Raw genomic sequence first — 23,558 nt, 5'->3', positions numbered from 1 at the left:
GGGGAACGGGTTTCTGTCTCATCTTTGCGTCCTTTGATAAAGCTATGATGAGCCGAAAATCCTCTCTTCTTAATTAAACCAGTTTTGTCTCAAAGGCGCTGAGGTCGGACACTCATCACCACTCCAATAAGGTACGGACGGTGAGACACGCAACCATGTGGCTTCTGGTACAGCCGCGCCACGTGCCATAAGATAAAAGCGACCATCTGGCTGAGAGGCTGAAACTAAGTCAGTTGCACGGCTATAAATGCCACGAGCTTTGTTCCGTTCTTTTTCACGATAATCTGCCTGCTGTTCATTCTGTCTGGCCTGAAATTGCTCATTGCTACGGCGCTGTGCTTCTAGCCGCGCCAGTCGTGCCTCGCGATCATTGTCGCTTTCACGTTCGCCACTTTCTGGAATCTGTTCTCCCGATAGTATTGAGCAGGCCTCAAGAAGCCCATCACGGCTGCGAGGATTGAGGCCGTGAATATGTGCAGTCATACCGATTGCGTCATTGCCGCCGATACCACCCTGACGGCAATTCCATTTGCCCTTTTGAGTATTGAACGCAAAAGTATCGCGACCACCGCAAGCGGGACAGGGTTGCGGGTGTTCGTTGCCGCTTGCACGGAATTTGAGGCCAAGCCGCTGCGCACCATCAGAGATCGAGATAGCGCGCGCGTTTTCGACAAAGAGTTCCAGAGTGGGGTTCATCATGCGGTCTCCATCTTCGCGCCCTCAACCATTTCAATCCGCCGTCCTATCCAGCGCATGCAGTTGATAGCCATGGAATTTCCGAGGGCTTTGTAGCGAGGGCCATCAGCGGCCATTTTTTTGCCGACTGGGATATTTGTGTATGCGTCTGGAAAGCCTTGCAGACGTTCGCATTCGGTTGGAGTGAGGCGGCGAACGGCCCAATCATCTGTTGCGACAACATCCATGCCCCGGTCGGCACAAGGCGAACGGTCATGACGGGCTGAAAGTATTCTTGCTACATCGTCACCAAAAGAGACTGGAACGAAATGACCCGCTGCAGCACCTTCTAGACGGCCGCCAGCACCGCCAGTAAAGCTGTCTTTGCAGATAGCGCCAGCGACAATAGGCGCTTCATGATTGCAGCTTAGTGTCGGTCCACAGTTGAAGCCGATCTCAGCCCCACTTTGGCCCGTTGCCATCGAAATTACGTCACGCCCTAATTCAAAAGCTACTGCCGGTAATGGTCTGCCGCCCCCGGATGGCGAGCCTTTCAGCAGTGGGCCTGTTGCCTCGTTAGGGCCATGCGCGTTGTTCTCGTAATCTATTCCGCCGATGAGGCCACGGCATCCAGAGCGCTGCGCAGCTGAATGGGAAGCTTTTTTCCCCGGCTCTCTGCGCGGCGCAATATTCCCTGACATGCCTTCGCGCTCAAATAATACCGCTGCTGCACGTCGCCAATCTCCAAGATATCCGACAACGAACACACGCCTTCGTCTTTGAGGGACTGCCCGTCCATACCCGTCCACTCGGACATACTGAGCGTCAAGCACTCTCCAGGCCGCATGATACCCGCATTCTTCCAGCCCTCGGATAAAGGTTCCAAAGTCCCGTCCTCCGTTGGAAGACAGGACGCCGGGGACGTTCTCCCAAACCAGCCAGCGGGGCTGATAGCGTCGAGCGATGGCAAGATAGGTGAGCATGAGGTTGCCGCGTGGGTCAGCAAGTCCTTGGCGAAGTCCTGCGATTGAGAAAGATTGGCACGGCGTTCCGCCGACAAGAAGGTCAATTGCATAATCTGGCCACTCCTTGAATTTGGTCATGTCACCAAGGTTGGGGACACCATTTGCAGTCAGTTCATCGCCCGGCATGTTTGCACCGTAATGATGAGTGAGAACCTGAGACGGAAAGCGTTCAATCTCGGAGAAGAATGAAGGCGACCAGCCCAGCGGATGCCAAGCCTGTGTTGCTGCCTCGATACCTGAACAAAGGGAGCCGTAATGTATCATTCGCAGTCCACCATGCGGTCTGCACGTCCATCGGGCAGTCTGATTTGCGCTGCCGGCGTGGCGAGATGTCTGCGAATGGTGCGTTCGCTATATCCGGAAGCTTCACGCATTTGCTTTCGCGTAAGGCCCATCTCACGCAACAGGGCCAAACCCTCAATAATAGTTGCTGGGTGCAAATCAGTTCTGAAGCTTGCCGGTGTGATGCTGCCCGGCTGGCCAAAAGTTTTCATGGATAAGCCTCTCGTCTGGTGGCGAGTTCATTGCGGTCAAAAAAGCTGTGAGGGCGCTCAAGCCATTGGCAAAGCGCATGCGTAGATTCTGGGCCAATGCGCTTACCACTGATCACGCGTCGCACATCATCTGAAGGGATGGCGCAGATGCGCGCCACATCGCTTTCCCTCATGCGGGAGGAAATGCGCTTGCGATCAACATACATTCCGAGAATGGTGAAATCGGTTAGAGTGGACGTGCTCATACAGCCACACTCCCATCGAACAACTCGCCTTGTCTGGCGTCTTTTCGATCCAACATGCGGAGAACCGTTTCACCAGCATGCTGCCGATCCCATACGAACCATCCATTGAGCATCGGTGGTGCGCCCTGACCGGTAAAATCAATCTTCCATCGCATGAGGTACACACGAGATGGAGGGAACTCAGACCAAAAGCTGTCCAAGCCGCCCGCACCCGGCCATGACCAGTTGAGCAACAGCGCCATATATTCTACGCCAAGCGTGTCCAATGCGTGGTAGAGCCAGCGAGCTTTACCCTTGCCCAAAGCATGAATAGCTGGTGTGCCCCAGCCACAGTCGATGAAGGGTGGGTTTGTGAAAATCGCCTGAGCCGGTGCAGAAGCGTAATCATAAAAATCACGGATCTCCGCACCACAGCCGCGATCAATGAGATCAGATGCGTAAACATCAAGCCCAACAGTGCGCAGTTCACGCACCATCGCACCATTGCCCGCTGCAGGCTCCCATATACGGTCAAAGTCTCGCAAACGCGCTAGTTCGGCATCTATTAATGCGCGGGTTGGCTCTGGCGGGGTAGGATAGAATTCGTTCTTTTCCCGCTCCCGTTTGTCAGATTTCACAATCTGGCCATCAAGAAGCACCGGAGAAACTTTTGCTTTTTTACCCATGGCGCGGAACAAACCGCTGGCGGAAATCGTCATCGTGACACCGCCCACCAAAGCATAAATGCGTACATTCCGCCGATAGTGCCACCTGCACAAACCGCCGAAAGAAGTATAAGCAAACGGGTGAATTCATGATGCGAGCGTGGCTGGCGAATTAACATCATTCATCACCCACAATGCGCAAGCTTGGATCGCCGCGCTTTGCGCTGGCCATCTGGTGGGAAATGCTGCTGCGTAAATCGGTAACCGAACGCTCAAGGTTTGAACTCACACGGTCCATTTGCGTGGCCTCCGCGTGGGTGACCTTGCCGTCCGCAAAAGCTTGTGCGCTGACACTCATCAGTTCACTGGCATTGCGCATGACGCTGGAATGAGCAGCCAGCAGATTACCGGTGGCGCGCACATCATCATCCGGATCAGCAAGCCGCCGCCCGTTGAGAGCTGCCATAGCTGTTGTAACCACTGGAACGCCGCATTCACGTTCCAGCATATAGACAGCGTTGAGAGGCATTAGGTCTGTGTCAGTGGTGTTGTTCCACCTGCCGACCTGACTCTTTGAGATACTGGTGATTTCCGAAACGCGCTCGATCCCGCCGCAATATTTTATCAGATCGCGCTGTGCGGATTTGATCCGCAAAAACCATGCCTCATTTGCAAGTGCCATAGTTAAGTCCTCAAAAGACAAAGCTTTCCCGTGGCGGGAAAATCCGCAGTTTTTTCCCGTTTTGGGAAATGATTTTGAATGTCAGATTGTGAGGGTCGGAGCGCTAAGGCGGACTAACCACCTTGGTGCTTCGGAATCGTCGGGCAGACAATTGCAACAAGGGAGCTAAAAGCCGATGCCAATCCCGAATGTGGAAACGTCTCTTGTCATGGAGCGGATCAAAAGCGAAGCGTTGGCCAAGGCCTTTGAGGAGCTTGCCGTATTGCTTGCTGGCAGGATCGACCATGGGCACTACCGGGCTCTCAATATGCGTCTTGTTGAAATCGTCGAGCGCATGCCAGTCGTCCCATTGAAATATGCGGCGGGCGTGCAAATTGGAGCGCTCGATCAGGAGATGGTCAAGCAAAACGCGGTAAGCATCACAATCAACGCGATTGACGATGCGTTCAAGGCGGCGCGCAAGCGCCTGCGCCGATAGACGACACGAGGTCGCATAAAATGACAAATCATCATGCCGCGCAGCTTCGCGTTCAAGCTTCCGCATTTCCTTTTGGACAAGCAAGCGAAGACGACGAATACGAACACGGTCCCAATCTCGGCGTGCATGGCCGTAGCGCATCACACATATCGCATCATCAACACGACGTAGAAATGTCATGCGGCTTCTCCGGAGACAGATTTGTTGCGGCGCAACCAACTGAGACGCGTACGGTGCATATCGAGCGGCGTAACATGTCCGCCAGTGAGCTTTTCAATACGGTCGATGACATCAGCATCAGCGCGTGTTCTGCCGCTTTCCCAATTCCAAACGTTTGTACCGCCGCGAGAGACAGTAATCCCCAGACGCCGGGCCAATTCTTCGCAAGACAGTTTTTCGCTTTTGCGCCAGTCAGCAAGATTCATGACTCTCTCCTTCATGGCTGTATATCGAACAAAATTCGATATGATTGTCAAGCGCAGTATCGAATATATTTCGATAACGAATTTTTAGCGATATTTCTATGATGCTGAGCATGAAGAATAAGATCAAAGAACTCAGAGAATCACAGGGGTTGTCGCAAACCGCGCTTGGCGAAAAGGTGGGCTGGTCTTGGCAGACTGTTTTACGTCATGAGTCTGGCAAGGTAGACGTGCCGGTCGCCAAGCTTGACGCTTACGCAAAAGCGCTTGGGGTGCCGCGTGAGGCAATCGTTAATCATAAGGGGCGTATGGTGACGGTGAAGGGCAATATTCAGGCCGGGCATTGGTCTGAATCTTGGGAGTGGCCTTTAGAAGATCAGTATGAAGTGCCTGTTGCCGACGATCCTTCGCTGGACAACGTTACATTACATGGCGCTGAGATAAAGGGACCATCCATGAACAGGCGGTATCCTGACGGCTCAGTTATCATTTTCGCCGACGCTTTAGAGCGTCCAGAGGATTTGATCCCCGGTAAACGTTACATCGTCGAACGCGAGCGGTCTGACGGGCTTCGTGAGGCGACAGTCAAGAAACTGTGGGCTGATGAGTATGGCGATATGTGGCTTCTCCCAGAATCGGACGATCCACGCTTTCAAGAGGCTATCGCAATCAACGGCGATGAGGGCGATACCATTCGCATTCTTGGCCGTGTGCGATACTCGGTGACAAGAGAATAACCAATCTGATCCCAAATCAATAAACTGCCCGGCATTTGCCGGGTTTTTTATTTCAGAAAATAATAGTGTTTAACGCCATTTTACGGTGGCGCTACAAATATCGAAATTAATTCGATAATAAAGATTGACAGAATATCGAAAATAATTCGATATAGCCTCTATCAAATCATGGAGGCTTAGATGAATCTCGCTACAAATTTAGCATCCCCAGTATCAGGAGCGGGCTTTCACCCGATTAAGCACACGAGAGCATCTGATCCTCGTGGCTCGGGAACGGCTGTGCATATAAGAGCTGTCGAAATGGCAAGGACGATGCAAGACATTGCGGCGTCGAGTGGGGCGGCAACTTTCCGTGACCTCACTGGAGCCGGGTTCACAGCGTCCGAAATTCTGGAGTTTGGCATTCAGGCACAAAATCTCGCATCAGAATGGAAATCAGAAAGTCGCAAATCGGCTTATGATAATATTGAAGACATGGCGATGAAGGTGCGCGAACCTGCTCCAAATCGCCCTCCAATGACTGAAAACTTTCTGACTTCTTCCTCTTTTTTTGAGGCGTGGGGCCGTTATTGTGCGGGCCGCGCGGCACTCATGCTTGATCCATGGGCGGCGCAACGAGAGCGTTGCATTGTCCATCTCGGTCTTTTTCTCAATATGTTGCCGCTCTTGCCAGTTGAGCGCGGGCGTTTGATGCAAGCCGCTGAAAAGACGCTGCCTAAAATTGCGGTTTTACATTCGAGGGCTGTGGCATGAACACCCTCGGCATGGGCGACCAGGAACAGGCATCCTACGATGCCAGCGAACCGGCACAGCAGGGCAGACGTGCTGTGATGTCTTTTCGACCTGATGGCAGTCTCATGAATCTCGCCCAACCAACTCTGGCTGATGTTCACTGGCAAACGCTTGGAAATGCTCTCTCAAAGATTGCACGTTTCAACGGCATTTATAGTGGGCTGGCATATTCGGTGGCACAGCATAGCGTTATGGGCGCTGATGCTCTGATCAATGAAACAGGCGATCCAGAATATGCAGGTTATTTCCTGTTGCACGATGCGCATGAAGCATGGATTGGTGATCAGTCGCGGCCTACGACCGAACTTTTGGCTGATGCTCTTTTCCGTCTGCACGACATACCCGCACACTGGGTGCGCAACGCTGTCGAGGAGATCAAAGCCAAGCTGGACCAACCAATCTTTGGTAAAGCTGGCCTGCCATCTGTTTTGCCGCAAGCTGTGCGCGAAATGGATGAACGTATGTTGCGCGCAGAGACACTCGCACTGTTTGGCACCACTGGTTATCGCAATCTGGCAGGTCGCGAATTGCCAATGCCAAAACTCACCGGCGCTATCAAACCATGGGGCGCACTGAAGGCTGAAGAACAATGGCTCGACCGTCTTAAACGTTATCTTGGTATCGATTGGAGGGCATCATGAGCCTCAATCGACACGAGATGATCGGTCGTCTCGGCGCTGATCCGGAAGCGCGCAAAGCGAATAGTGGCGACACGATTGTTAGTATGCGCATCGTCACGTCCGATACTTGGCGGGACAGAGATACCGGCGAGAAGAGAGAAAAGTCCGAGTGGCATACAGTCGTGATTTTCAATCAGAACATCGCAAAGACGGCAGAGCAGTATCTGAAAAAAGGCAATATCGTTTTCATCTCTGGCAAAGTCCGCACACGCAAGTGGGAAGATCAGAACGGTAACACCCGATATTCGACAGAAACCGTTCTGGAATCTTTTGGCGGTGAACTTCAACTATTGCCGCAGGGTAATGGCAGCGGTCGCGGCACCCCAAGCCCGGATGATTACGGCGAGACGAGAACACGCGACCAGTATAGCAATTCACAATCGTCGGAAAGCTACTCAAACCAGAGTGGCGGTGGCTTTGCGCGTGACCTCGATGACGAGATCCCTTTCGCACCTGAGTGGCGCGGATAACTCACTTCAAACTTTCCTAAAACAGCAGCAGAGGAAGCCATGCAACGCATACGTGACTCTAACACCATCATCAGCATTCTTGAAAACGGCGAGGTTGTCCCTCGCATGTCAAAGGAATTGCTGGAAACTTTCCTCGCCTTGAAAGAACACACAGGCGACCGCCCGAAGGTAAAAGCCAAGGGGTCAGTTACCCTCAAGCTGAATATCGAAGTGGTGGACGGGACAGTTACCATCGAAGCCGAGATTGCTTCAAAGCGCCCCAAGCCCGTTCACGGCTCATCGCATTTCTGGATGCTCGATGACGGCAGCCTTTCGACACAACACCCCAAGCAAATCGACATGTTCGGTGGACCGCGAGAAGCCACCCGTAGCACGCCCGAAGCTTTCACCGCTTAACCCAATTATTTAGGAATCATCATGTCCGAGACCACAAACAACGCCATCCATCACAGGGCTTCTTGTGATATTGCAGCAGCGGCAGAGTTAGGAAGCCAGGCAAATGCTGTTGAAATCGCGGTCGTAAAATCCAACAGCCAGCTAATCGGGCTTCCCACCGAGGTTCCGGTTATCATCGCAAAAGGCTTAAAGCCGGAAGTCCGCAGTGTTTCTGGCCTGCTGGAAGAGTTTCGTTTGCATCCAGAGCGCAAGGAAGGGACCGCACAGGTCCAGACCTTGGAAACTCTCATTGATCTGACGAACCGTCACAAGACTGGCAACTCTGCAATCTTTGCCGATCTGGATTGGCGCAAGCCGTCCATGACGACTGTTATCGATTATCACGAGAAGACGAATGGCGGCATTGCTGATTTTTGCACGCACCGTATTCATTATGATTTCCCGCTCTCTGAGGAATGGAACATCTGGATCAAGAACCATGATACATTCATGGATCAGGAAAAGTTTGCTTACTTCCTCGAAGATCGCATCCCTGATCTATCATCCCCAACCGATATTGAACGCGTCAATTTCGAGCGCGACTTTTCCAGCACAGTAGCCACACCCTCACAGCTTATCGAGCTTTCGCGCAAGATGCAGGTCAATGTCGAATCCAAAGTAAAGGTCAATCACACCCTTCAATCTGGTGAGCGCCAGCTGCAATGGGAAGAACAGCATGTTGGCTCTGACGGAAAGCCGATCACGATTCCCGGCATGTTCATTCTCTCAATCCCACCTTTCTTCATGGGAGAGAAGATCCGTATTCCTGCTCGTTTGCGTTATCGCGTGTCAGGCGGTTCTGTGCAGTGGAAATATGAAATCTATCGTCCAGATCAGGTCATAACTGAGCATTTGCTGCAATCGGTGACCGATATTGTGAAAGCCACGGAATTACCTTCCTTTGCTGGCAAGCCGGAGGTTAACTGATGTCGGCGACCAGTTTTGTAATTGCGCGGGGAGCATTGCTCCCCGCCTTGAAAGCGGTCAATCGCGCCGTAGAAAAACGCAACACCATTCCCATCCTTGGCAATCTTCTGATCAGCGCCGACAATGATCGCCTGTGTGTAACCGGCACAAATCTTGACCTTGAAGTGCGTGCGACGGCTGAAGCTCCCGGCATTGGTGTAATCACGCCATTTACGATGCCGTCCGCTCTGTTGCACGATGCGGTCAACAAATTTGCGGATGGTGCAAATGTGAAATTTGACGGTGATGATGCGCACGTAAGTGTTTCATCCGCCCGTTCAAAATTCCGTCTGCAGGTGCTACCGGCGTCTGACTTTCCCGAAATGTCATCAGGCGAATTTAGCCATCACTTTGCGCTTAAAGGCGCAGATTTAATCGATGCAATGTCAAAGGTCGCCTTTGCTATTTCTACAGAGGACACCCGCTATTATCTGAATGGGATTTTTCTTCACCGGACAGATGATCATCTGGCGTTTGTCGCAACCGATGGCCATCGCTTAGCACTGGTAAAGCTTGCCCCACCGGATGGCAGCGATGAGATGCCCGGCATCATCATTCCACGGGCAACTGTCGGCTTGCTGAGACACCTTGTGGGCGCTGAGGGTGACGTAGCTGTCAGTCTGTCCGCAAGCAAAATCCGTTTTGAACTGCCCGATGGCGTTTTGCTTACTTCCAAACTGATTGATGGGAACTATCCGGACTATATCCGCGTCATTCCTACCAACAACGATAAGGCATACACCGTTGAACGGGAAGCGCTATCAGCTGCGCTTGGGCGCGTGATGACCCTTTCATCAGAGCGGGGGCGCGCCGTGAAGTTCAATTTCTCGTCAGGTGAATTACGGCTGGAAACAAACAATCCGGATAACGGCACTGCGCAGGACAGCATCAATATATCCACCGGCGCACCTGATGAACTCGAGATCGGCTTTAATGGTCGGTATTGCCTCGACATAATGGAAGCAATCGACGCCAAGGAACTGACGTTCGAACTCGAACAGCCCGGATCACCCTGTAAAATTTCAACCAAAGACGCACCAGCCGCTGGCGAGAAGCCTTTGTTCGTGCTGATGCCCATGCGGGTGTGAGGTAAATTATGAAAAGGCCGGTTGCATTCAAACAAGCGGACGTAACGCGTGCAATAAAGGGCGCTATAGCTGCCGGATTAAAAGTTACACGCGCAGAGGTGGATCAAAGCGGCAAGATTATCGTATTGGCTGGCGAAGAGAAGCCTACGCCCGCAAACGCGCTTGATAAATGGCTCACAGAAAATGCGAATTAATATGAAAGGAATTCATCGGGTAAAGAAGAAGCTTTCCGACGGTACGACGGCTTATTACTATTATGCATGGCGTAATGGCCCGCGCATCAAAGGACAGCTTGGCAGCGATGAATTCACTCAGTCTTATTACGAATTGGTTTCGGCTAAGAAAAAGCCAGATTCTACAATGCTTCAATCTGTTCTGAATGAATTCCAAGACACGACTATATGGGCTGATCTTGCTCCGCGCACACAGCAAGACTACATCAAACAGATCAAAGTCATTGAGAAAAAGTTCGGCAGTTTTCCCATTAACGGGCTGGCTGACATCCGCACCAAAGCCGTCTTCATGAAATGGCGAGACGAGTTGGCCAAGAAATCGCGCCGGCAGGCAGATTATGCATGGCAGGTACTCGCCCGAATCCTGTCGTGGGCGCTGCCATTGGGGAAGGTGCCTGCCAATCCATGTGAAAAGGGCGGTCGAGTCTATCGTGGAAATCGATCCGAGAATGTTTGGGCAAGTGATGATGAAAGCGCCTTCATGGCTTTGGCACCTGCACACCTTCATCTTGCACTGCAACTGGCACTATGGACCGGGCAGCGTCAAGGTGATTTGCTGCGCCTGGAATGGCCTGCTTATGACGGGGCCAAAATTAGACTGAAGCAGTCTAAAACTGGCGCACGAGTGGTCATCCCTGTTGGGGCACCCCTGAAGATGATGCTTGATGCAATCGAGAATCGCACAGGCACCATATTGAAAAATCTGGACGGGGAGGCGTGGACGAGTGACGGATTTAGAACGTCTTGGCGTAAGGCAAGAATCAAATCTGGTGTATCCGGCTTAACTTTCAACGACCTTCGCGGGACTGCAGTGACGCGTCTGGCTTTGGCTGAATGTACGGAAGCGGAGATTGCAACCATTACAGGTCACAGTCTGCGTGATGTGCGATCAATCCTTGATGCACACTATCTAAATCGCGATCCTAAACTTGCTGAATCTGCCATTCGGAAACTTGAAAACAAGCACAAGTCTGTAAACTGAGGTGTAAACCGCTCTATGCAGGTCTAATCTAATAAGGCAAATTATGTAATGAAATCAAGTGGCTGGGGAACCTGGATTCGAACCAGGACTAACGGAGTCAGAGTCCGTGGGTCTACCGTTAACCTATTCCCCAGCAGGGTTTGCTTGTCAGTCTTACTGATCTGAACAGCACTTTCGACAGAAGCGTGAAGCTTTGTTTGTCGACGGCCTCCATCTAGCGAACTCAAACGATGAGTGCAAGCCCTTCTTTTAAAAAAATGTGGTAAATTCAGTTATTTCTTTGTTGCTCCGGGGAGGCCTTGGTATTGCATCGGTAGCTGAAACGGATGGTAATAAAAAAAGCCCGGCAGCAAAGATGCAAGCCGGGCAAAGGGGCAGGCTGGCCGAGAGGGGACCCGGCTGTGAAGGTGGCGCCTGCCAGATGTTCATTCAGCAGATATGGCGGGTTGCCTCCACGCGTAAGCGCGCATCTGCAAGCTTGGACAGAACGCGCGTCGGATCTTCTGCGCTGCGCGTATGAATCACTGTATAAATGTCTCCGCTCTGAAGCCCGATATCCTTGAGCAGATAATTATCGAGTTCGTTGAGGCGCATGACATGGCGCCGATTTCGGAAAAGCGTCCAGCGACGCAGAACCGACACAAACACGGACTTTACCATTTGCTTGAGCGCGGAGGCGTTTGCACTCGTTGCCGGTAACTGTGTCATCGTGGTCTTGCTGATCGCTGTCATTGCCGCTCTCCTTTAAGCGCGCGTCTTTAAAATGTTGGTATCGTCAGGTCATTCGCTTTCGCGTCTCCATTCTCTGCGACGTCGGCTTTATCCAACAAGCCAATTGATTATTCCAACGAATGTTTTTAATGTAACAGTTCAATAATTATGATGGATGGTTCTGATGAGTGCGCCTTTGGATCTGGACCAGTTACAGACCTTCATTGCCATTGCCGACACAGGCAGTTTTACCAAGGCAGCAGATGCTGTCTTCAAAACGCAATCGGCTGTTTCCATGCAGATGCGCCGTCTTGAGGAGCGCATTGGAAAACCGCTTTTTGAGCGGGATGGCCGCATTAACAGGCTGACTGAAGATGGCGAGCGATTGCTGATCTATGCGCGCCGGATGTTGTTGCTCAATGGCGAAACCATTGCAGCTTTTGACGATACGCAACTCGAAGGCCATGTGCGTATCGGGACGCCGGATGATTATGCTGATCGGTTTTTGCCCGAAATCATGGCGCGCTTTGCGCGTTCAAATCCACGTGTCGAGCTTTCGGTGGTTTGTGAGCCGACCGTTAATCTCGATGAGATGATCCGCCGGGGAACGCTGGATATTGCGCTTGTGACGCAGTGTGATGACAAGCGCCGCTCTGAAGTTGTGCGAACAGAACCGCTTTTATGGGTAGCGTCGGCCAATCATGCCGTTCACGAAGAAGCGATGCTTCCACTGGCTGTGGGGCGCCCAACATGTATCTGGCGTCATGCGGCAATCAGTCTTCTAGAGCAGGCAGAGCGCGATTATCGGATTATTATCACAAGCTGGTCTGCAACAGTTCTGGCTGCGGCGGTTTTATCAGGCCTGGCGGTTTCGGTTTTGCCGGAATGTGCACTGCGCCCGGGCATGCGTGTTCTGGGTGAAGCGGACGGTTTTGGTGCGCTGCCCGAATTTGGTATTGGCATTATGCGTGGTCATACCAAACAAAATGCGATTGTGGATGCACTGGCGCAGCATATCATTGAAAGCCTTGATAATATTTCATCGCCTGCGCCGGTTGCGATGGCGTCTGCAGAAATAGCATCCTTTCCTTCTGTCCGGACACGCCGTGTGCGCAGCAATGAATTATTGCCGGGTTGGTGATGGTGCATAAGATGACGGGGTGGCGTCTTGCCCCGTTGACCAATGCACGTCCGCTGTTACCTATTGCAGAATGAGTATGGGTTCAGATTCGATACCGGGTGGCACCGCCTCCAATGTAGCGGAATATAGCGTTTCCGAGATTTCCGGCGCTTTGAAGCGCACGGTCGAGGATACGTTTTCGCATGTGCGCGTGCGCGGCGAAATTTCCGGCTATCGTGGACCGCATTCGTCAGGACACGCATATTTTGCACTTAAAGATGATCGCGCGCGGCTTGAGGCTGTGATCTGGCGCGGGTCCATGGGCCGTTTGCGCTTCCGCCCCGAAGAGGGGATGGAAGTCATTGCTACGGGTAAACTGACGACCTATCCTGGTTCTTCTAAATATCAGATTGTCATTGAGCAGATGGAACCGGCGGGTGCAGGCGCGCTGATGGCGCTGCTTGAAGAACGCAAGCGCAGGCTGGCTGCGGAAGGCCTGTTTGATCCCGCAGCAAAGCAGCTTCTTCCATTCATGCCGCGGGTGATTGGTGTTGTCACATCGCCAACAGGTGCGGTTATCCGCGATATTATTCACCGCATTTCGGATCGTTATCCACTGCATGTGATTGTCTGGCCTGTGCGCGTGCAGGGTGAAACCAGTGGCGCGGAAGTGGCCGCAGCGGTGGAAGGTTTCAATGCACTGACCGAAGATGGCGCGATTGTGCGCCCTGATGTTCTGATTGTGGCGCGTGGCGGCGGCAGTCTTGAAGACCTCTGGGGCTTCAATGATGAAATCGTCGTTCGCGCAGTTGCCGCATCGCATATTCCTGTAATTTCGGCCGTTGGCCATGAAACGGACTGGACGCTGATCGATCTGGCTGCTGATGTGCGTGCGCCAACGCCGACAGGCGCTGCTGAAATGGCAGTGCCGGTCAAAGCCGATCTGGTTGCAACAGTTGCAACACAGTCTGCGCGGCTGGCGTCGGCCATGTCGCGTTTCATTGACCTGAAGCGTCAGGCCTATCGTGCGGCCGGTCGCGCGCTGCCATCTGCCGATCAGTTGCTGGCCTTGCCGCGGCGGCGGTTTGATGAGGCGGCGTCACGTCTGACACGCGGGCTTTTTGTGAACACGCAACAGAAACGCGTTCAGTTCGAGGGCCGTGCGCGTCAGTTGTCGCCACGTTTGCTGCAACGCGGGTTTGATGAGCAAAAGCGTCATTTGAAATTGCTTGCCCAGCGCTTGCCGCGTGCGTTGGAAGTCTTCCTGCGCGAAAGACGTGTTGCTTTTGCGCGGCGTGCCGAAAGACTGACGCCGGCGCCGCTGTTGCGCCGCGCAACGCTTGCAAAAAACACTGTCGAGCAGCTTGATCGCCGTCGAGATCAGGCGATCAGCCTGTTGATTGAGCGCACAAAACGCCGTGGGCAGGAACTGGAACGCCTGATGCGGACACTCTCTTATGAAAGCGTTCTGGATCGCGGTTTTGCGGTTGTTTTTGATGCGGATGGCAAGCCGGTCAAACAAGCGGCAAGTATTTCGGAAGGGGATGCTTTGTCGATCCGCTTCCGTGATGGCGATGTCTGTGCAACAGCGGGACATGGCCCTGAGATACCATCACCGAAAGGCGCGGCGCGAAAAACGTCTTCGTCTGGTTCTGGCGGGCAGGGCACGCTCTTTTAGCAACACATAGAGCGCAATTTCGCTGAGGTTGCAGATAAATGAGCACTCTTAAGGCTGACTTAAGTTTGGTTTTCTCTTTCGTTCGTTTAGCGAGCCAAATGGCTTAATTGGATGAAGCGAAAGAGTTTTTGAATGTCGCGTAACTTTCCCCATGGCCGTATAGTGACGAGCCGCCGCGCGTTTCTCATCGGTGCGAGTGCTGTTGCATTATCGGGCTGTGTTTCGACCGCGCAGCAGGCAAGCCAGGTCAAACCTGAACCTGCTCCGATACGCGCTGTGCCGCCCATGTATGAAGCGATGCCCTATGAGCAGTTTCCAATCCCTGCGGTGAATGTTGCCAAAGTCGATCCGAAATTCTGGCGGCAGGAAGTCGATTATCCGACCACTGAAAAGGTTGGCACCGTTATCGTCGATACGCCCAACAAATATCTTTATCATGTGCGCAGCAATGGCCGTGCGATGCGCTATGGCATAGGCGTTGGACGTGATGGGTTTTCATGGGCTGGCCGTGCGATTATCGCTTATAAGCGGCAGTGGCCGCGCTGGACACCACCGGATGAAATGGTAGCGCGCCAGCCTGCGCTGGAACCTTACAGCATCGCCAATGGTGGTATGCCGCCCGGTTTGAAAAATCCGCTCGGCGCACGCGCTCTCTATATTCATAAAGACGGACGTGACACGATCTATCGTATTCATGGATCGCCTGAAGAATGGAGCATTGGTAAGGCAGTGTCGTCTGGCTGTATCCGCTTGCTCAATCAGGATGTCATCGATCTCTATAACAATGTGCGCGATGGCAGTACGATTGTGGTCATTCCTGATCCGAGTAAGGGAACGCAGGTTTCGGCTTAACGAGCAAAAGGCGCGGACTTCCGCGCCTTTTGCTTATTTGAAGTGAGGCTAGCGCATTCCGAAAAGTGCGAAGCGGTTTTCGGAATGCGCTTTAAATACCTGTTTCCTTACAGACGACCACACGCCAGCCATCGGGATCTTCATAGGTGAAACTGCGGTTGAGCCAGTAAGGATTTTCTGGCTCCACAGGCGCATAGCCTCCGCCCTGCATCCGTTTGTTCAAACGGTCATAAGCCGCCTCGTCGGTTATATAGATCACCAGCAGATTATCTTCCGACGGAGCCCGGCAAGGACTGCCTGCTTCATGTTCTGTGAATTCAAGATGTACACTCTTTCCGGGCAGGCCCAGCATGATACCGTTATATCCGTCGTGGGCTTCAAAGGCACCAAGTTGCGGCAGCCCAAGGCCATCACGATAGAAAGCGATGACTTCATTAAATTTATCCGTTGGCCGGGCAAAGCGAACTTGAACAGGGGTAGCCCCTTCGCCAAGAGTGAGTGATTGTTGGGTGGATTGAGTATTCATTTGCGTTCCTTTGGTTTTAGTTCTGTCCGGATGCGGCCAGTGCCTGCATTCCGCGCCATAGGGATGGCGCCTGCATGACGATGACACCAATGGCGACGAGCAGGACGCCGATCAGACGGGATGGCGTGATTTCTCTTGATACAAATCCCATGATGCCGAAATAATCGATCAGCACAGAGGCGATGAGTTGTCCGGCGATAACTGCAGTCATGAAACCGGCTGCACCAAGTTTTGGGGCAAATAGAATGGCGGCGGTAATGTAGAGCACACCGGCAATGCCGCCGATCCATATCCACTTCGGTTGTCCTACAAGACCACTGAAAGTGGGGAGTGACACTTTCATCGCCAGTAAGACGGGCAACACACAGATGATGCTGACAATCAATGAAACAATCGTTGCCCAAAGCGGATGACCGAGCGCACGTCCCAAAGCTGCGTTGGCACCTGCCTGAAACGGTACAACCGCACCTGCGATAAGGGCGGCGATTAAAAATGTGAGTGATCCCTGAGCCTGCATGAAGATAGCCTTTTCTGTATTCATCTGGCTCAAATCTAGATATAAACGAACTGAATTTGAAATTCAGATTGCAGAGTTTATTATGCACAAGATGAATAATCTGCGCGGTGTCGATTTGAACCTGCTTGTGGTTCTGGATGCACTTCTGACAGAGCGCCATGTCTCGCGCGCAGCGGTACGGTTGAATATGAGTCAGCCAGCCGTCAGCCATGCGCTGGCCCGTTTGCGAGAGCTGTTCGATGATCCGCTTCTCATTCGCCAGGGGGCAGGTTTTGCTCCGACCATCAAGGCAATGGAGATAACGAAGCCGCTCGCGCAGGTTCTGTCAGGGATACGCAGTGTTCTTGGTCCGCAGGGTTTTGATCCTATAACCACGCAGCATCGTTTTCATCTAGCCATGTCCGATTATGGCGGTAGCATTTTGCTGCCTGAACTGGTGAGGGATTTACGCCGGACAGCATCGGGGGTTGATCTGGTGGTCAGCCAGTTTAGCCGTGAAAGCATGGTCGCGCGCATTCTGGATGGTGAGATTGATCTGGGGTTCGGTGTGTTCCCACATTTGCCGGCTCAGATTGCGGCAGATGTCATCATGCAGGACGAATATGTCTGTTTGCTTGACCGCCGAAGCATCGAGGGGCGGGTATTGGATGTTGAAACATATTTGGAGCGACCGCATGCGCTTGTTGCGGTGCGCGGTGATGCGCCGACGGAAATTGAGGAAAGCTTGAAAAGTGCCGGATATACGCGGCATGTCGCAGTGGTTGTTCCGCATTGGGGCGTTGCGCCACAGCTGATTTCCGGTACAGACCTAATTTTGACCATTGCGCGTGGCGGGTTGAAGAATCTTCCGAAGGATAGCAATCTGGCCGTCCTGCCTGTGCCCGTGGCGTTGCCACCGATACCGTTTGTGCAGATATGGCATAAGCGCCGGGAAAGTGACCCGGCGCACCGCTGGCTACGGTCGAAGATAAGCGCGAGCGTCTTTAGCGTTTAATAAGCGTATTCGAGGAAGATCGGCTCGACCGATCCTGCCCAGACACTGTTATAGGCTTTGAGCATCCGCTCCGCATCGGTGATGCCTGCGGCAACGATTTCTTCGAGTGGTGCGAGGAAATGCGTCTCATCAAAGCCATCGCCATTAAGCTGCTTGCGGTTGAGCAGGCCGAGGCGCGAGATTTCCAGCGTCTTGCGTGCAATCTGCGCAACAGGCTTGCCGCGGAACGAAGCATTGAGCGCCTTTGCAGGTACATCATTGCGCAGCGCCAGCACCTCTTCATAGGTCCAGTCTTTGGTCAAATCTTCTGCGGCACTGAGCGCTTCCTCATCATAAAGCAGACCAACCCAATAAGCGGGCAGGGCGCAGATACGGCGCCATGGGCCACCATCGGCTCCGCGCATTTCGAGGAAGCGCTTCAGACGCACTTCCGGGAACAGGGTCGAGAGATGGTTGGTCCAGTCGCCCATATTTGGCACTGGATCGCTGACTTCACCCTTTAATGCACCATTCATGAACTGGCGGAAGGTGACGTGCGTGCAGTCGTGATAATGGCCATCACGCAGGATAAAATACATCGGGATATCGAGCGCCCATTCGACATAGTCGATGAAACCGAAGTTTTGGGAGAAGACAAACGGCAACACGCCCGAGCGCTGATTGTCGGTATCGCGCCAGATGTTGGAACGCCACGACAGAAGGCCATTTGGCTTGCCTTCCGTGAAGGGCGAGCTTGCAAACAGGGCCGTTGCAATCGACTGGAGCTTCATCGAAACCTGCATCTTGCGACGCATGTCGGACTCGGAACTGAAATCGAGATTCACCTGAATGGTCGACGTGCGATACATCATGTCCAGCCCTTCATGGCCTACCTTCGGCATGTAGTTGGTCATGATGTTATAACGTGACTTTGGCATGACAGGCGTTTCGGCCAATGTCCATTTTGGGCTACCACCGAGGCCAAGGAATCGAATGCCAAGTGGTTCCGCAATCTCGCGCACCTGCGAAAGATGAGCGTTCACTTCACGGCACGTCTGGTGGATAGAGGAAAGCGGCGCGCCAGACAGTTCAAATTGGCCACCCGGTTCGAGCGAAATAGCACCCTGTCCCGTTGGCTCAACGAGACCGATAATATTGCCTTCGTCGATAATCGGCTCCCAGCCAAGCTTGGCTTTCATGCCTTCGAGAATGGCTTTAATGCCACTTGGCCCTTCATAAGGAACGGGGCTGTTGTTCGCGACGTAGAAAGGAAATTTCTCGTGCTCGGTGCCGATGCGCCATGCATCCTTGGGCTTGGCTCCCTCAGCAAGATAGGCTGCGAGTTCTTCAACACCGGTTAGTGCTGTTTCATCGGTCGTGTCGCGCGCCATTCATATTATCCCTAGACGAATTTTTCTTTGTCAGCGTGATTGGACAAATTTGTCAAATCGCGCAAGTCAATTTCATTGATGATTGGATTTTCTTGCATTCATATTCATGTTTTCCAGTCACCCAGCACTGCCTGCACAAGGGTAAGCGCTGCGACAGCCGCTGTATCGGCACGCAAAATGCGCGGTCCCAATGGTATCGCTGTCACAAAAGGCAGGCTGCGCAATTGCTGACGTTCACTTTCCGAAAATCCCCCTTCAGGCCCGATCAGCACGGCATAGGCGGCTGGCTCAAGACTGCTTAGAATGGTCAGAGGGTCGTCCGTTTCATAGCCTTCATCGCAAAAAATAAGCCGGCGCGATGCATCCCACTGCTCAAGAAAGCGGTCAAAGCGGATCGCATCGCGGCATTCGGGTATCGCGAGAACGCCGCACTGTTCGGCAGCCTCAATGGCATTGGCCCTGATGCGGTCCGTGCCCAGCTTAGGCACCTGCGTATGCTGTGTAATCACAGGCCGCAAAACGCCTGCTCCCATCTCCACGGCCTTCTGCACCATATAGTCGAGCCGCCCTTGTTTCAGCGGTGCGAAACAATAGACGAGGTCACAAGGCGCGGGCTGTGGGCGAGTCTGCTCGACCGCTTCAAGAAATAACCGCTTCTTGCCTTCTGGGCGTAGGCGCATTTTCCACTCGCCGTCCTGCCCGTTAAAGGCGAGAATTTCGTCGCCGTCCTTTAATCGCAAAACATGAGTCAGATAATGGGCGGCCTGCGTTGGAGCTTCCACGTGAGCACCATCGCCAAGGCTGGCTTCGAGATAAAGTCTTTGCATTTTATAATTCGCGCGCATGATCGCATCGATGACAGAGGGCAGGGGCAATGGTCAAGCGATTTGGTTGCCGCACAGCACGGGCAACAGTTGCGTACACAATGAGTTGATCCTAACAAAAAACCATTGGAATTGAATAAGATTGCATCCATATAGATATGAACCTATCGATTTGAATGGAATGTAAGTTATGAAACAGGCCTGGGTCGAATTCGCACCGTTGCTGTCAGCAAATGCGCGCGCATGGCGAAAAGCTTTTGACGGGGCGATGTCAGAGCACGGTCTGTCGGATGCAAAAGCCATCCCGCTTATGACGCTCCTGCGCCATGGCGATTGCGTTCCGCAAGGCGTGCTTGCCGAGCGTGTCGGCATTGAAGGCGCCACAATCGTTCGTGTTGTCGATGAGTTGGAAAAAGAAAATCTGATCCGTCGTATTGCCGATGAGAATGACCGCCGCGTCAAGCTCATTGAGTTGACGGATGAAGGCCGAGCACTTGCTGCAAAGGTTGAAAAAGCGGCAACGAGATTGCGCACGGCATTTCTTGGTGATCTCGACCCCGATGCCGTGGATGTTGCGTTGGATGTGCTGCGCAAGCTTCACGATAAATTCCAGAGCCAGCCATCCTGAGCAAACTTAATGAACAAGCATTTGTAAAACTGATGATCAAGCCCGCTGAAACATTGCCACGATTTTGGGACGTTGTCTTCTCGCTGAAGACCTTTGCTGCGGCCATGCTCGCGCTGTGGATTGCGCTGCTGGCCGATTTGCCAAATCCTTATTGGTCGGTGGCTGCTGTCTATATTGTTGCGCATCCGCTTTCAGGTGCAACGACATCCAAGGGCTTTTATCGCCTGATCGGCACGATCATCGGTGGTGCGGTTACCATCCTGTTTGTCCCGCATCTGGTCAACTCTCCAGAACTCCTCACTTTAGCCATCGGTCTTTGGATGGGGCTTTGTCTGGCAATCAGCCTGCTTGACGGCACGCCGCGCAGCTATCTGTTTATGCTGGCGGGGTATACCGTCGCCATTGCAAGCTTTGCCGTCGTATCGGCCCCTGAAACCACTTTCAATTATGCGGTGGGCCGTGTTGAAGAAATTGCCATCGGCATCATATGCGCTGCGGTGGTCAATCGTCTGGTGTTTCCACGTCATAGCGGCCCGGTTCTTGTTGCGCGTATTGATAACTGGCTGCGCGATGGTTCGAAGCTTGCCGTTGCAGCGTTGCGGGGCAATGGCGATAGTCCCGAATTTCTTCGTGACCGTCAGCGGTTGGCGGCAGATGCTTTGGAGCTGCGCAATCTGACCACGCATGTGGCTTATGACACATCGTCTATCCGCGATGTTGCAAGGCTTCTGCATGTGCTGCAGCAGCGTATGGTCGCCGTTCTGCCGATCATTTCGAGCCTGCACGATGTGCTGCTTTTCAAGCCTGGTGAAGGACAAAAGCCTTGGCATCCGGCAGTGCAGAAATTGCTCGATGAAACCTGCAGCTGGATTGAAAGCGGAGAGAATTTAACCGAGCAGCGCCGTGCGGTTTTGTTGGGCTATATCGATGAAATTGAACGCTTTGGTAAGGACGCCTGCACATGGAATGAGCTCTTGCCATTTAATGTTGCAGCACGCGTGAGAGATCTGGTTCAGATATGGAGCGACTGTATTACACTGCGTCAGGATATTTTTTCCGGTTCCCGACATGCGCTTCGGTGGCGTCGTTATGATGCACATCTGAAAACCCGCCCGCAGCACAGAGATTATGGGATAGCCTTTCTTTCGGGCTTTGGTGCTTTCGTCTCGACCTGTGTTGCAACCGCATTTTGGATTGCAACGGGTTGGTCGCAGGGCAGTGCGGCTGCGATGATGGCGGGTATCTTCTGCTGTATTTTTGCAGCGATGGATGATCCGGTCCCGGTTATGCGCAAGTTTGGCCAATTGTTGATGATCGTAATTGTTGCGGCCTTTGTTTTTGAGTTCGCGCTGCTGCCATTGGTCGATAGTTTCTTGCCGCTTATGCTCGTGCTGGGCCTATTTCTGATCCCTGCCGGATTGCTTCTGGCAATACCGTCGCAATTCATGCTCGGCATGGTGCTGTGCATAAATCTGCCGATGCTGCTGATGCTGCAAGGCCGTCTCACGCATGATTTCGTGAGCTTTGCCAACGCAAACCTGGCAACGGTCGTTGGTATTGTCATTGCAGCGGTCGTTACCTCAATTGTTCGTTCGGTGGGGGCTGAATGGACAGTGCAGCGCCTCGTCAAGGCAGGCTGGAATGATCTTGTTCTTGCAACTGAACGTAAGCCGGGTCGCCATCGCCGTCAGCGCATGAACGGCTTGCTGCTCAGAATGATTGATCGCATCGGCATGATGACGCCAAGGCTTGCACTGATCCCGTCAGCCGACATTGCCAAGGTCGATCTGCTGCGCGATCTGCGTAACGGCATGAATACGATCGATCTTCAGCAATATCGGGCGAAGATGCCAGAAGCTTGCCGTGAAGCGGTCGACAGGGTGCTCGACGGCGTCGGTGCTCACTATCGCGCGCTTCTGCGCAACAGGAAAGCTGAAACGCGTCTCGATATTGACGAGCGGCTTCTTGCGGCTATCGACGACGCTATCGCCGTGATCATCGATCATGGATCGCCTGCAATCGCCAAACGGCCACGTCTGGCGCTGGTCGCCCTGCGCTTCAACCTCTTTCCCAAGGCACCACCTTTCCAGTTGCCACCACAGCCGCAACTGGAACTGCCGGATGCTGCATGAGACATGTTCAGAGAATGGAAATTTTAGAGTCATGAGACCGGAATTCGACATCTATGGCATCTATCTGCCGAGCCTCGCGGTTCTGGCACTGGGCGCCTATTTTGCCAATTCGCTGATGCAGCGCTTGCTGGCGCGCGTCCGCTTCTATCGTTTTGTGTGGCACAGGCCCCTGTTTGATGCCGCCATGTACTTCTGCATTCTCGGCGTGAGCGCCGTTGTTCTGAATGGAATACCGCTATGAAACAGCTTTTTGCACATTCCGGTCGGGTCTTTCTTACCCTCGTCATGGTCACAATAGCAGGGCTGCTTGGCTGGCATCTTTGGGATTATTACATGAATGCACCATGGACCCGCGACGGTAAAATTCGCGCCGATGTTGTGCGCATTGCGCCCGATGTTGCAGGTCTTGTGAGCGAAGTTCTGGTGCATGACAATCAGAACGTCAAAAAGGGTGATGTGATTTTCCGTATTGATCAGGCTCGCTACAAGCTGGCGCTGCAATTGGCAGACGCAAAGCTTGCCAGCAGCAAGGCAGCGCTTGATATGGCCAATCGGGATCTCACCCGGTATAGCAAGCTTAACGACACCACCGTCACGCAGCAAAAGATGGAGCAGATCGAGACGGCGACACAGCAGGCCGAAGCCGCTTATCGTCAGGCCGAGCTTGATCGGGATCTTGCTTCTCTCAATCTGGAACGGTCGTCTGTCCGGGCACCGGTGAATGGCGTGATCACCAATTTTTCGCTCCAGCCGGGTGATTACGTCACCACCGGTTCCGCCGTCACAGCACTGGTCGACACGGACTCATATTATGTGTCGGGTTATTTTGAAGAAAACAAGCTTGAGCGTATCAAGGTTGGGGACCCGGTTGTGATTGATGTGATGGGTAGCCAAGTGCAGCTTAAGGGCAGGGTTGAAGGCATTGCTGGCGGTATCGAAGATCGTGAGCGTACCGATTCCACAAGTTTGCTTGCCAATGTTTCGCCGACATTCAACTGGGTTCGTCTGGCGCAGCGCGTGCCCGTGCGGGTGAAGATTGAGGATGTGCCGCAGAACGTTCATCTGGTTGCGGGCCGCACGGTCAGCGTTTCGGTAATTAACTGAAAACGCCTATTGCGAGAAAGAAAGCCCGGCTGTTGTCCGGGCTTTTTTCATGTT

The 23,558-nt window shown here is 53.0% G+C and carries 30 protein-coding genes and 1 tRNA gene; 17 read left to right on the top strand and 14 right to left on the bottom strand.

Features of this window, described 5'->3' with window-relative positions; all coding sequences use genetic code 11:
- Window positions 1–69: 69 nt before the first annotated feature.
- The 8 genes from ABE530_RS16510 to ABE530_RS16475 form a co-directional block, all read right to left on the bottom strand.
- On the bottom strand, window positions 70–699 hold the full coding sequence (locus ABE530_RS16510; protein ID WP_499695229.1) for a primase-helicase zinc-binding domain-containing protein: 630 nt from the start codon (window positions 697–699) through the stop codon (window positions 70–72).
- Window positions 696–1,964, bottom strand: a complete 1,269-nt coding sequence (locus ABE530_RS16505) for a DNA cytosine methyltransferase (RefSeq protein WP_499695228.1) — start codon at window positions 1,962–1,964, stop codon at window positions 696–698. The genes ABE530_RS16510 and ABE530_RS16505 overlap by 4 nt, the downstream gene beginning before the upstream one ends.
- A complete protein-coding gene (locus tag ABE530_RS16500) occupies window positions 1,961–2,194 on the bottom strand; it encodes a hypothetical protein (protein WP_499695227.1) in 234 nt (77 codons plus the stop codon). The genes ABE530_RS16505 and ABE530_RS16500 overlap by 4 nt, the downstream gene beginning before the upstream one ends.
- A complete protein-coding gene (locus ABE530_RS16495) occupies window positions 2,191–2,439 on the bottom strand; it encodes a hypothetical protein (protein WP_499695226.1) in 249 nt (82 codons plus the stop codon). The genes ABE530_RS16500 and ABE530_RS16495 overlap by 4 nt, the downstream gene beginning before the upstream one ends.
- On the bottom strand, window positions 2,436–3,137 hold the full coding sequence (locus ABE530_RS16490) for a hypothetical protein (protein WP_499695225.1): 702 nt from the start codon (window positions 3,135–3,137) through the stop codon (window positions 2,436–2,438). Before ABE530_RS16490 ends, ABE530_RS16495 begins: the two co-directional genes overlap by 4 nt.
- A gap of 124 nt (window positions 3,138–3,261) precedes the next feature.
- Window positions 3,262–3,765: a hypothetical protein gene (locus tag ABE530_RS16485; protein WP_499695224.1), complete on the bottom strand. Its 504-nt coding sequence runs from the start codon at window positions 3,763–3,765 to the stop codon at window positions 3,262–3,264.
- Between the two features lie 103 nt (window positions 3,766–3,868).
- Window positions 3,869–4,423, bottom strand: a complete 555-nt coding sequence (locus tag ABE530_RS16480; RefSeq protein ID WP_499695223.1) for a hypothetical protein — start codon at window positions 4,421–4,423, stop codon at window positions 3,869–3,871.
- The gene (locus tag ABE530_RS16475) at window positions 4,420–4,668 is read right to left on the bottom strand and encodes a YdaS family helix-turn-helix protein (protein WP_499695222.1); all 249 of its coding nucleotides are present in this window, start codon (window positions 4,666–4,668) and stop codon (window positions 4,420–4,422) included. Before ABE530_RS16475 ends, ABE530_RS16480 begins: the two co-directional genes overlap by 4 nt.
- A gap of 110 nt (window positions 4,669–4,778) precedes the next feature.
- Between ABE530_RS16475 and ABE530_RS16470 the strand changes: the two genes are divergently transcribed.
- The 9 genes from ABE530_RS16470 to ABE530_RS16430 all read left to right on the top strand — a co-directional run bounded on the left by ABE530_RS16470 (window position 4,779) and on the right by ABE530_RS16430 (window position 11,048).
- Window positions 4,779–5,402 (top strand): LexA family transcriptional regulator, encoded by a 624-nt coding sequence (locus ABE530_RS16470; protein ID WP_499695221.1) that lies wholly within the window; start codon window positions 4,779–4,781, stop codon window positions 5,400–5,402.
- A gap of 300 nt (window positions 5,403–5,702) precedes the next feature.
- The gene (locus tag ABE530_RS16465) at window positions 5,703–6,155 is read left to right on the top strand and encodes a hypothetical protein (RefSeq protein WP_499695220.1); all 453 of its coding nucleotides are present in this window, start codon (window positions 5,703–5,705) and stop codon (window positions 6,153–6,155) included.
- Window positions 6,152–6,835 (top strand): hypothetical protein, encoded by a 684-nt coding sequence (locus tag ABE530_RS16460; protein WP_499695219.1) that lies wholly within the window; start codon window positions 6,152–6,154, stop codon window positions 6,833–6,835. Before ABE530_RS16465 ends, ABE530_RS16460 begins: the two co-directional genes overlap by 4 nt.
- Window positions 6,832–7,344, top strand: coding sequence for a single-stranded DNA-binding protein (gene ssb / locus ABE530_RS16455; protein WP_499695218.1), 513 nt, complete (start codon window positions 6,832–6,834; stop codon window positions 7,342–7,344). Before ABE530_RS16460 ends, ssb begins: the two co-directional genes overlap by 4 nt.
- A 39-nt stretch (window positions 7,345–7,383) precedes the next feature.
- Window positions 7,384–7,740, top strand: coding sequence for a YfdP family phage-associated protein (locus tag ABE530_RS16450; RefSeq protein WP_499695217.1), 357 nt, complete (start codon window positions 7,384–7,386; stop codon window positions 7,738–7,740).
- A gap of 21 nt (window positions 7,741–7,761) precedes the next feature.
- The gene (locus ABE530_RS16445) at window positions 7,762–8,706 is read left to right on the top strand and encodes a DUF2303 family protein (protein ID WP_499695216.1); all 945 of its coding nucleotides are present in this window, start codon (window positions 7,762–7,764) and stop codon (window positions 8,704–8,706) included.
- On the top strand, window positions 8,706–9,833 hold the full coding sequence (gene dnaN, locus ABE530_RS16440; RefSeq protein WP_499695215.1) for a DNA polymerase III subunit beta: 1,128 nt from the start codon (window positions 8,706–8,708) through the stop codon (window positions 9,831–9,833). Before ABE530_RS16445 ends, dnaN begins: the two co-directional genes overlap by 1 nt.
- 8 nt (window positions 9,834–9,841) lie before the next feature.
- Window positions 9,842–10,027 (top strand): hypothetical protein, encoded by a 186-nt coding sequence (locus ABE530_RS16435; protein WP_499695214.1) that lies wholly within the window; start codon window positions 9,842–9,844, stop codon window positions 10,025–10,027.
- Between the two features lies 1 nt (window position 10,028).
- On the top strand, window positions 10,029–11,048 hold the full coding sequence (locus ABE530_RS16430) for a site-specific integrase (protein ID WP_499695213.1): 1,020 nt from the start codon (window positions 10,029–10,031) through the stop codon (window positions 11,046–11,048).
- 59 nt (window positions 11,049–11,107) lie between these two features.
- On the opposite strand, the gene ABE530_RS16425 is transcribed toward ABE530_RS16430, so the two are convergent.
- Both ABE530_RS16425 and ABE530_RS16420 read right to left on the bottom strand, forming a co-directional pair.
- Window positions 11,108–11,181, bottom strand: a tRNA-Gln gene (locus ABE530_RS16425).
- Window positions 11,182–11,477: 296 nt separating this feature from the next.
- Window positions 11,478–11,780 (bottom strand): YjiS-like domain-containing protein, encoded by a 303-nt coding sequence (locus tag ABE530_RS16420; RefSeq protein ID WP_499695212.1) that lies wholly within the window; start codon window positions 11,778–11,780, stop codon window positions 11,478–11,480.
- A 163-nt stretch (window positions 11,781–11,943) separates the two neighbouring features.
- Here ABE530_RS16420 and ABE530_RS16415 point away from each other — a divergent pair, with 163 nt between their 5' ends.
- From ABE530_RS16415 to ABE530_RS16405, 3 genes are all read left to right on the top strand, one after another.
- On the top strand, window positions 11,944–12,900 hold the full coding sequence (locus ABE530_RS16415) for a LysR substrate-binding domain-containing protein (RefSeq protein ID WP_265986086.1): 957 nt from the start codon (window positions 11,944–11,946) through the stop codon (window positions 12,898–12,900).
- A 76-nt stretch (window positions 12,901–12,976) separates the two neighbouring features.
- Complete coding sequence (xseA, locus tag ABE530_RS16410) at window positions 12,977–14,557, top strand: exodeoxyribonuclease VII large subunit (protein ID WP_499695211.1); 1,581 nt, start codon at window positions 12,977–12,979, stop codon at window positions 14,555–14,557.
- 132 nt (window positions 14,558–14,689) lie between these two features.
- Window positions 14,690–15,409 carry a L,D-transpeptidase gene (locus ABE530_RS16405; RefSeq protein WP_265986088.1) on the top strand — a complete coding sequence of 240 codons (720 nt, stop codon included), beginning with the start codon at window positions 14,690–14,692 and terminating at the stop codon, window positions 15,407–15,409.
- 91 nt (window positions 15,410–15,500) lie between these two features.
- Here ABE530_RS16405 and ABE530_RS16400 read toward each other — a convergent pair whose 3' ends face one another.
- The gene (locus ABE530_RS16400; RefSeq protein ID WP_265986089.1) at window positions 15,501–15,935 is read right to left on the bottom strand and encodes a VOC family protein; all 435 of its coding nucleotides are present in this window, start codon (window positions 15,933–15,935) and stop codon (window positions 15,501–15,503) included.
- A gap of 16 nt (window positions 15,936–15,951) precedes the next feature.
- Window positions 15,952–16,476 carry a DMT family transporter gene (locus ABE530_RS16395; RefSeq protein ID WP_499695210.1) on the bottom strand — a complete coding sequence of 175 codons (525 nt, stop codon included), beginning with the start codon at window positions 16,474–16,476 and terminating at the stop codon, window positions 15,952–15,954.
- Between the two features lie 58 nt (window positions 16,477–16,534).
- Between ABE530_RS16395 and ABE530_RS16390 the strand changes: the two genes are divergently transcribed.
- Window positions 16,535–17,446, top strand: a complete 912-nt coding sequence (locus ABE530_RS16390; RefSeq protein WP_499695209.1) for a LysR family transcriptional regulator — start codon at window positions 16,535–16,537, stop codon at window positions 17,444–17,446.
- On the opposite strand, the gene ABE530_RS16385 is transcribed toward ABE530_RS16390, so the two are convergent.
- The gene (locus tag ABE530_RS16385; RefSeq protein ID WP_499695208.1) at window positions 17,443–18,816 is read right to left on the bottom strand and encodes a glutamate--cysteine ligase; all 1,374 of its coding nucleotides are present in this window, start codon (window positions 18,814–18,816) and stop codon (window positions 17,443–17,445) included. The genes ABE530_RS16390 and ABE530_RS16385 overlap by 4 nt on opposite strands.
- Window positions 18,817–18,920: 104 nt before the next feature.
- Window positions 18,921–19,661 (bottom strand): 16S rRNA (uracil(1498)-N(3))-methyltransferase, encoded by a 741-nt coding sequence (locus tag ABE530_RS16380; RefSeq protein ID WP_499695207.1) that lies wholly within the window; start codon window positions 19,659–19,661, stop codon window positions 18,921–18,923.
- 169 nt (window positions 19,662–19,830) lie between these two features.
- Between ABE530_RS16380 and ABE530_RS16375 the strand changes: the two genes are divergently transcribed.
- From ABE530_RS16375 to ABE530_RS16360, 4 genes are read left to right on the top strand one after another with little or no spacing between them, the layout of a single operon-like run.
- The gene (locus ABE530_RS16375; protein ID WP_265986094.1) at window positions 19,831–20,268 is read left to right on the top strand and encodes a MarR family winged helix-turn-helix transcriptional regulator; all 438 of its coding nucleotides are present in this window, start codon (window positions 19,831–19,833) and stop codon (window positions 20,266–20,268) included.
- A 32-nt stretch (window positions 20,269–20,300) separates the two neighbouring features.
- Entirely contained in the window at window positions 20,301–22,400 is a 2,100-nt protein-coding gene (locus tag ABE530_RS16370; RefSeq protein ID WP_265986095.1) for an FUSC family protein, read from the top strand.
- Between the two features lie 31 nt (window positions 22,401–22,431).
- Window positions 22,432–22,641, top strand: coding sequence for a DUF1656 domain-containing protein (locus tag ABE530_RS16365; RefSeq protein ID WP_265986096.1), 210 nt, complete (start codon window positions 22,432–22,434; stop codon window positions 22,639–22,641).
- Window positions 22,638–23,504 (top strand): efflux RND transporter periplasmic adaptor subunit, encoded by an 867-nt coding sequence (locus tag ABE530_RS16360; protein ID WP_499695206.1) that lies wholly within the window; start codon window positions 22,638–22,640, stop codon window positions 23,502–23,504. Before ABE530_RS16365 ends, ABE530_RS16360 begins: the two co-directional genes overlap by 4 nt.
- Window positions 23,505–23,558: the final 54 nt, after the last annotated feature.

The sequence above is a fragment of the Brucella sp. TWI559 genome (assembly GCF_039674265.1).
Taxonomy (GTDB): Bacteria; Pseudomonadota; Alphaproteobacteria; order Rhizobiales; family Rhizobiaceae; genus Brucella; species Brucella chromiisoli.
Note: the sequence above shows the minus strand (reverse complement) of the source record. Positions and strands in the feature narration are given on the sequence as shown.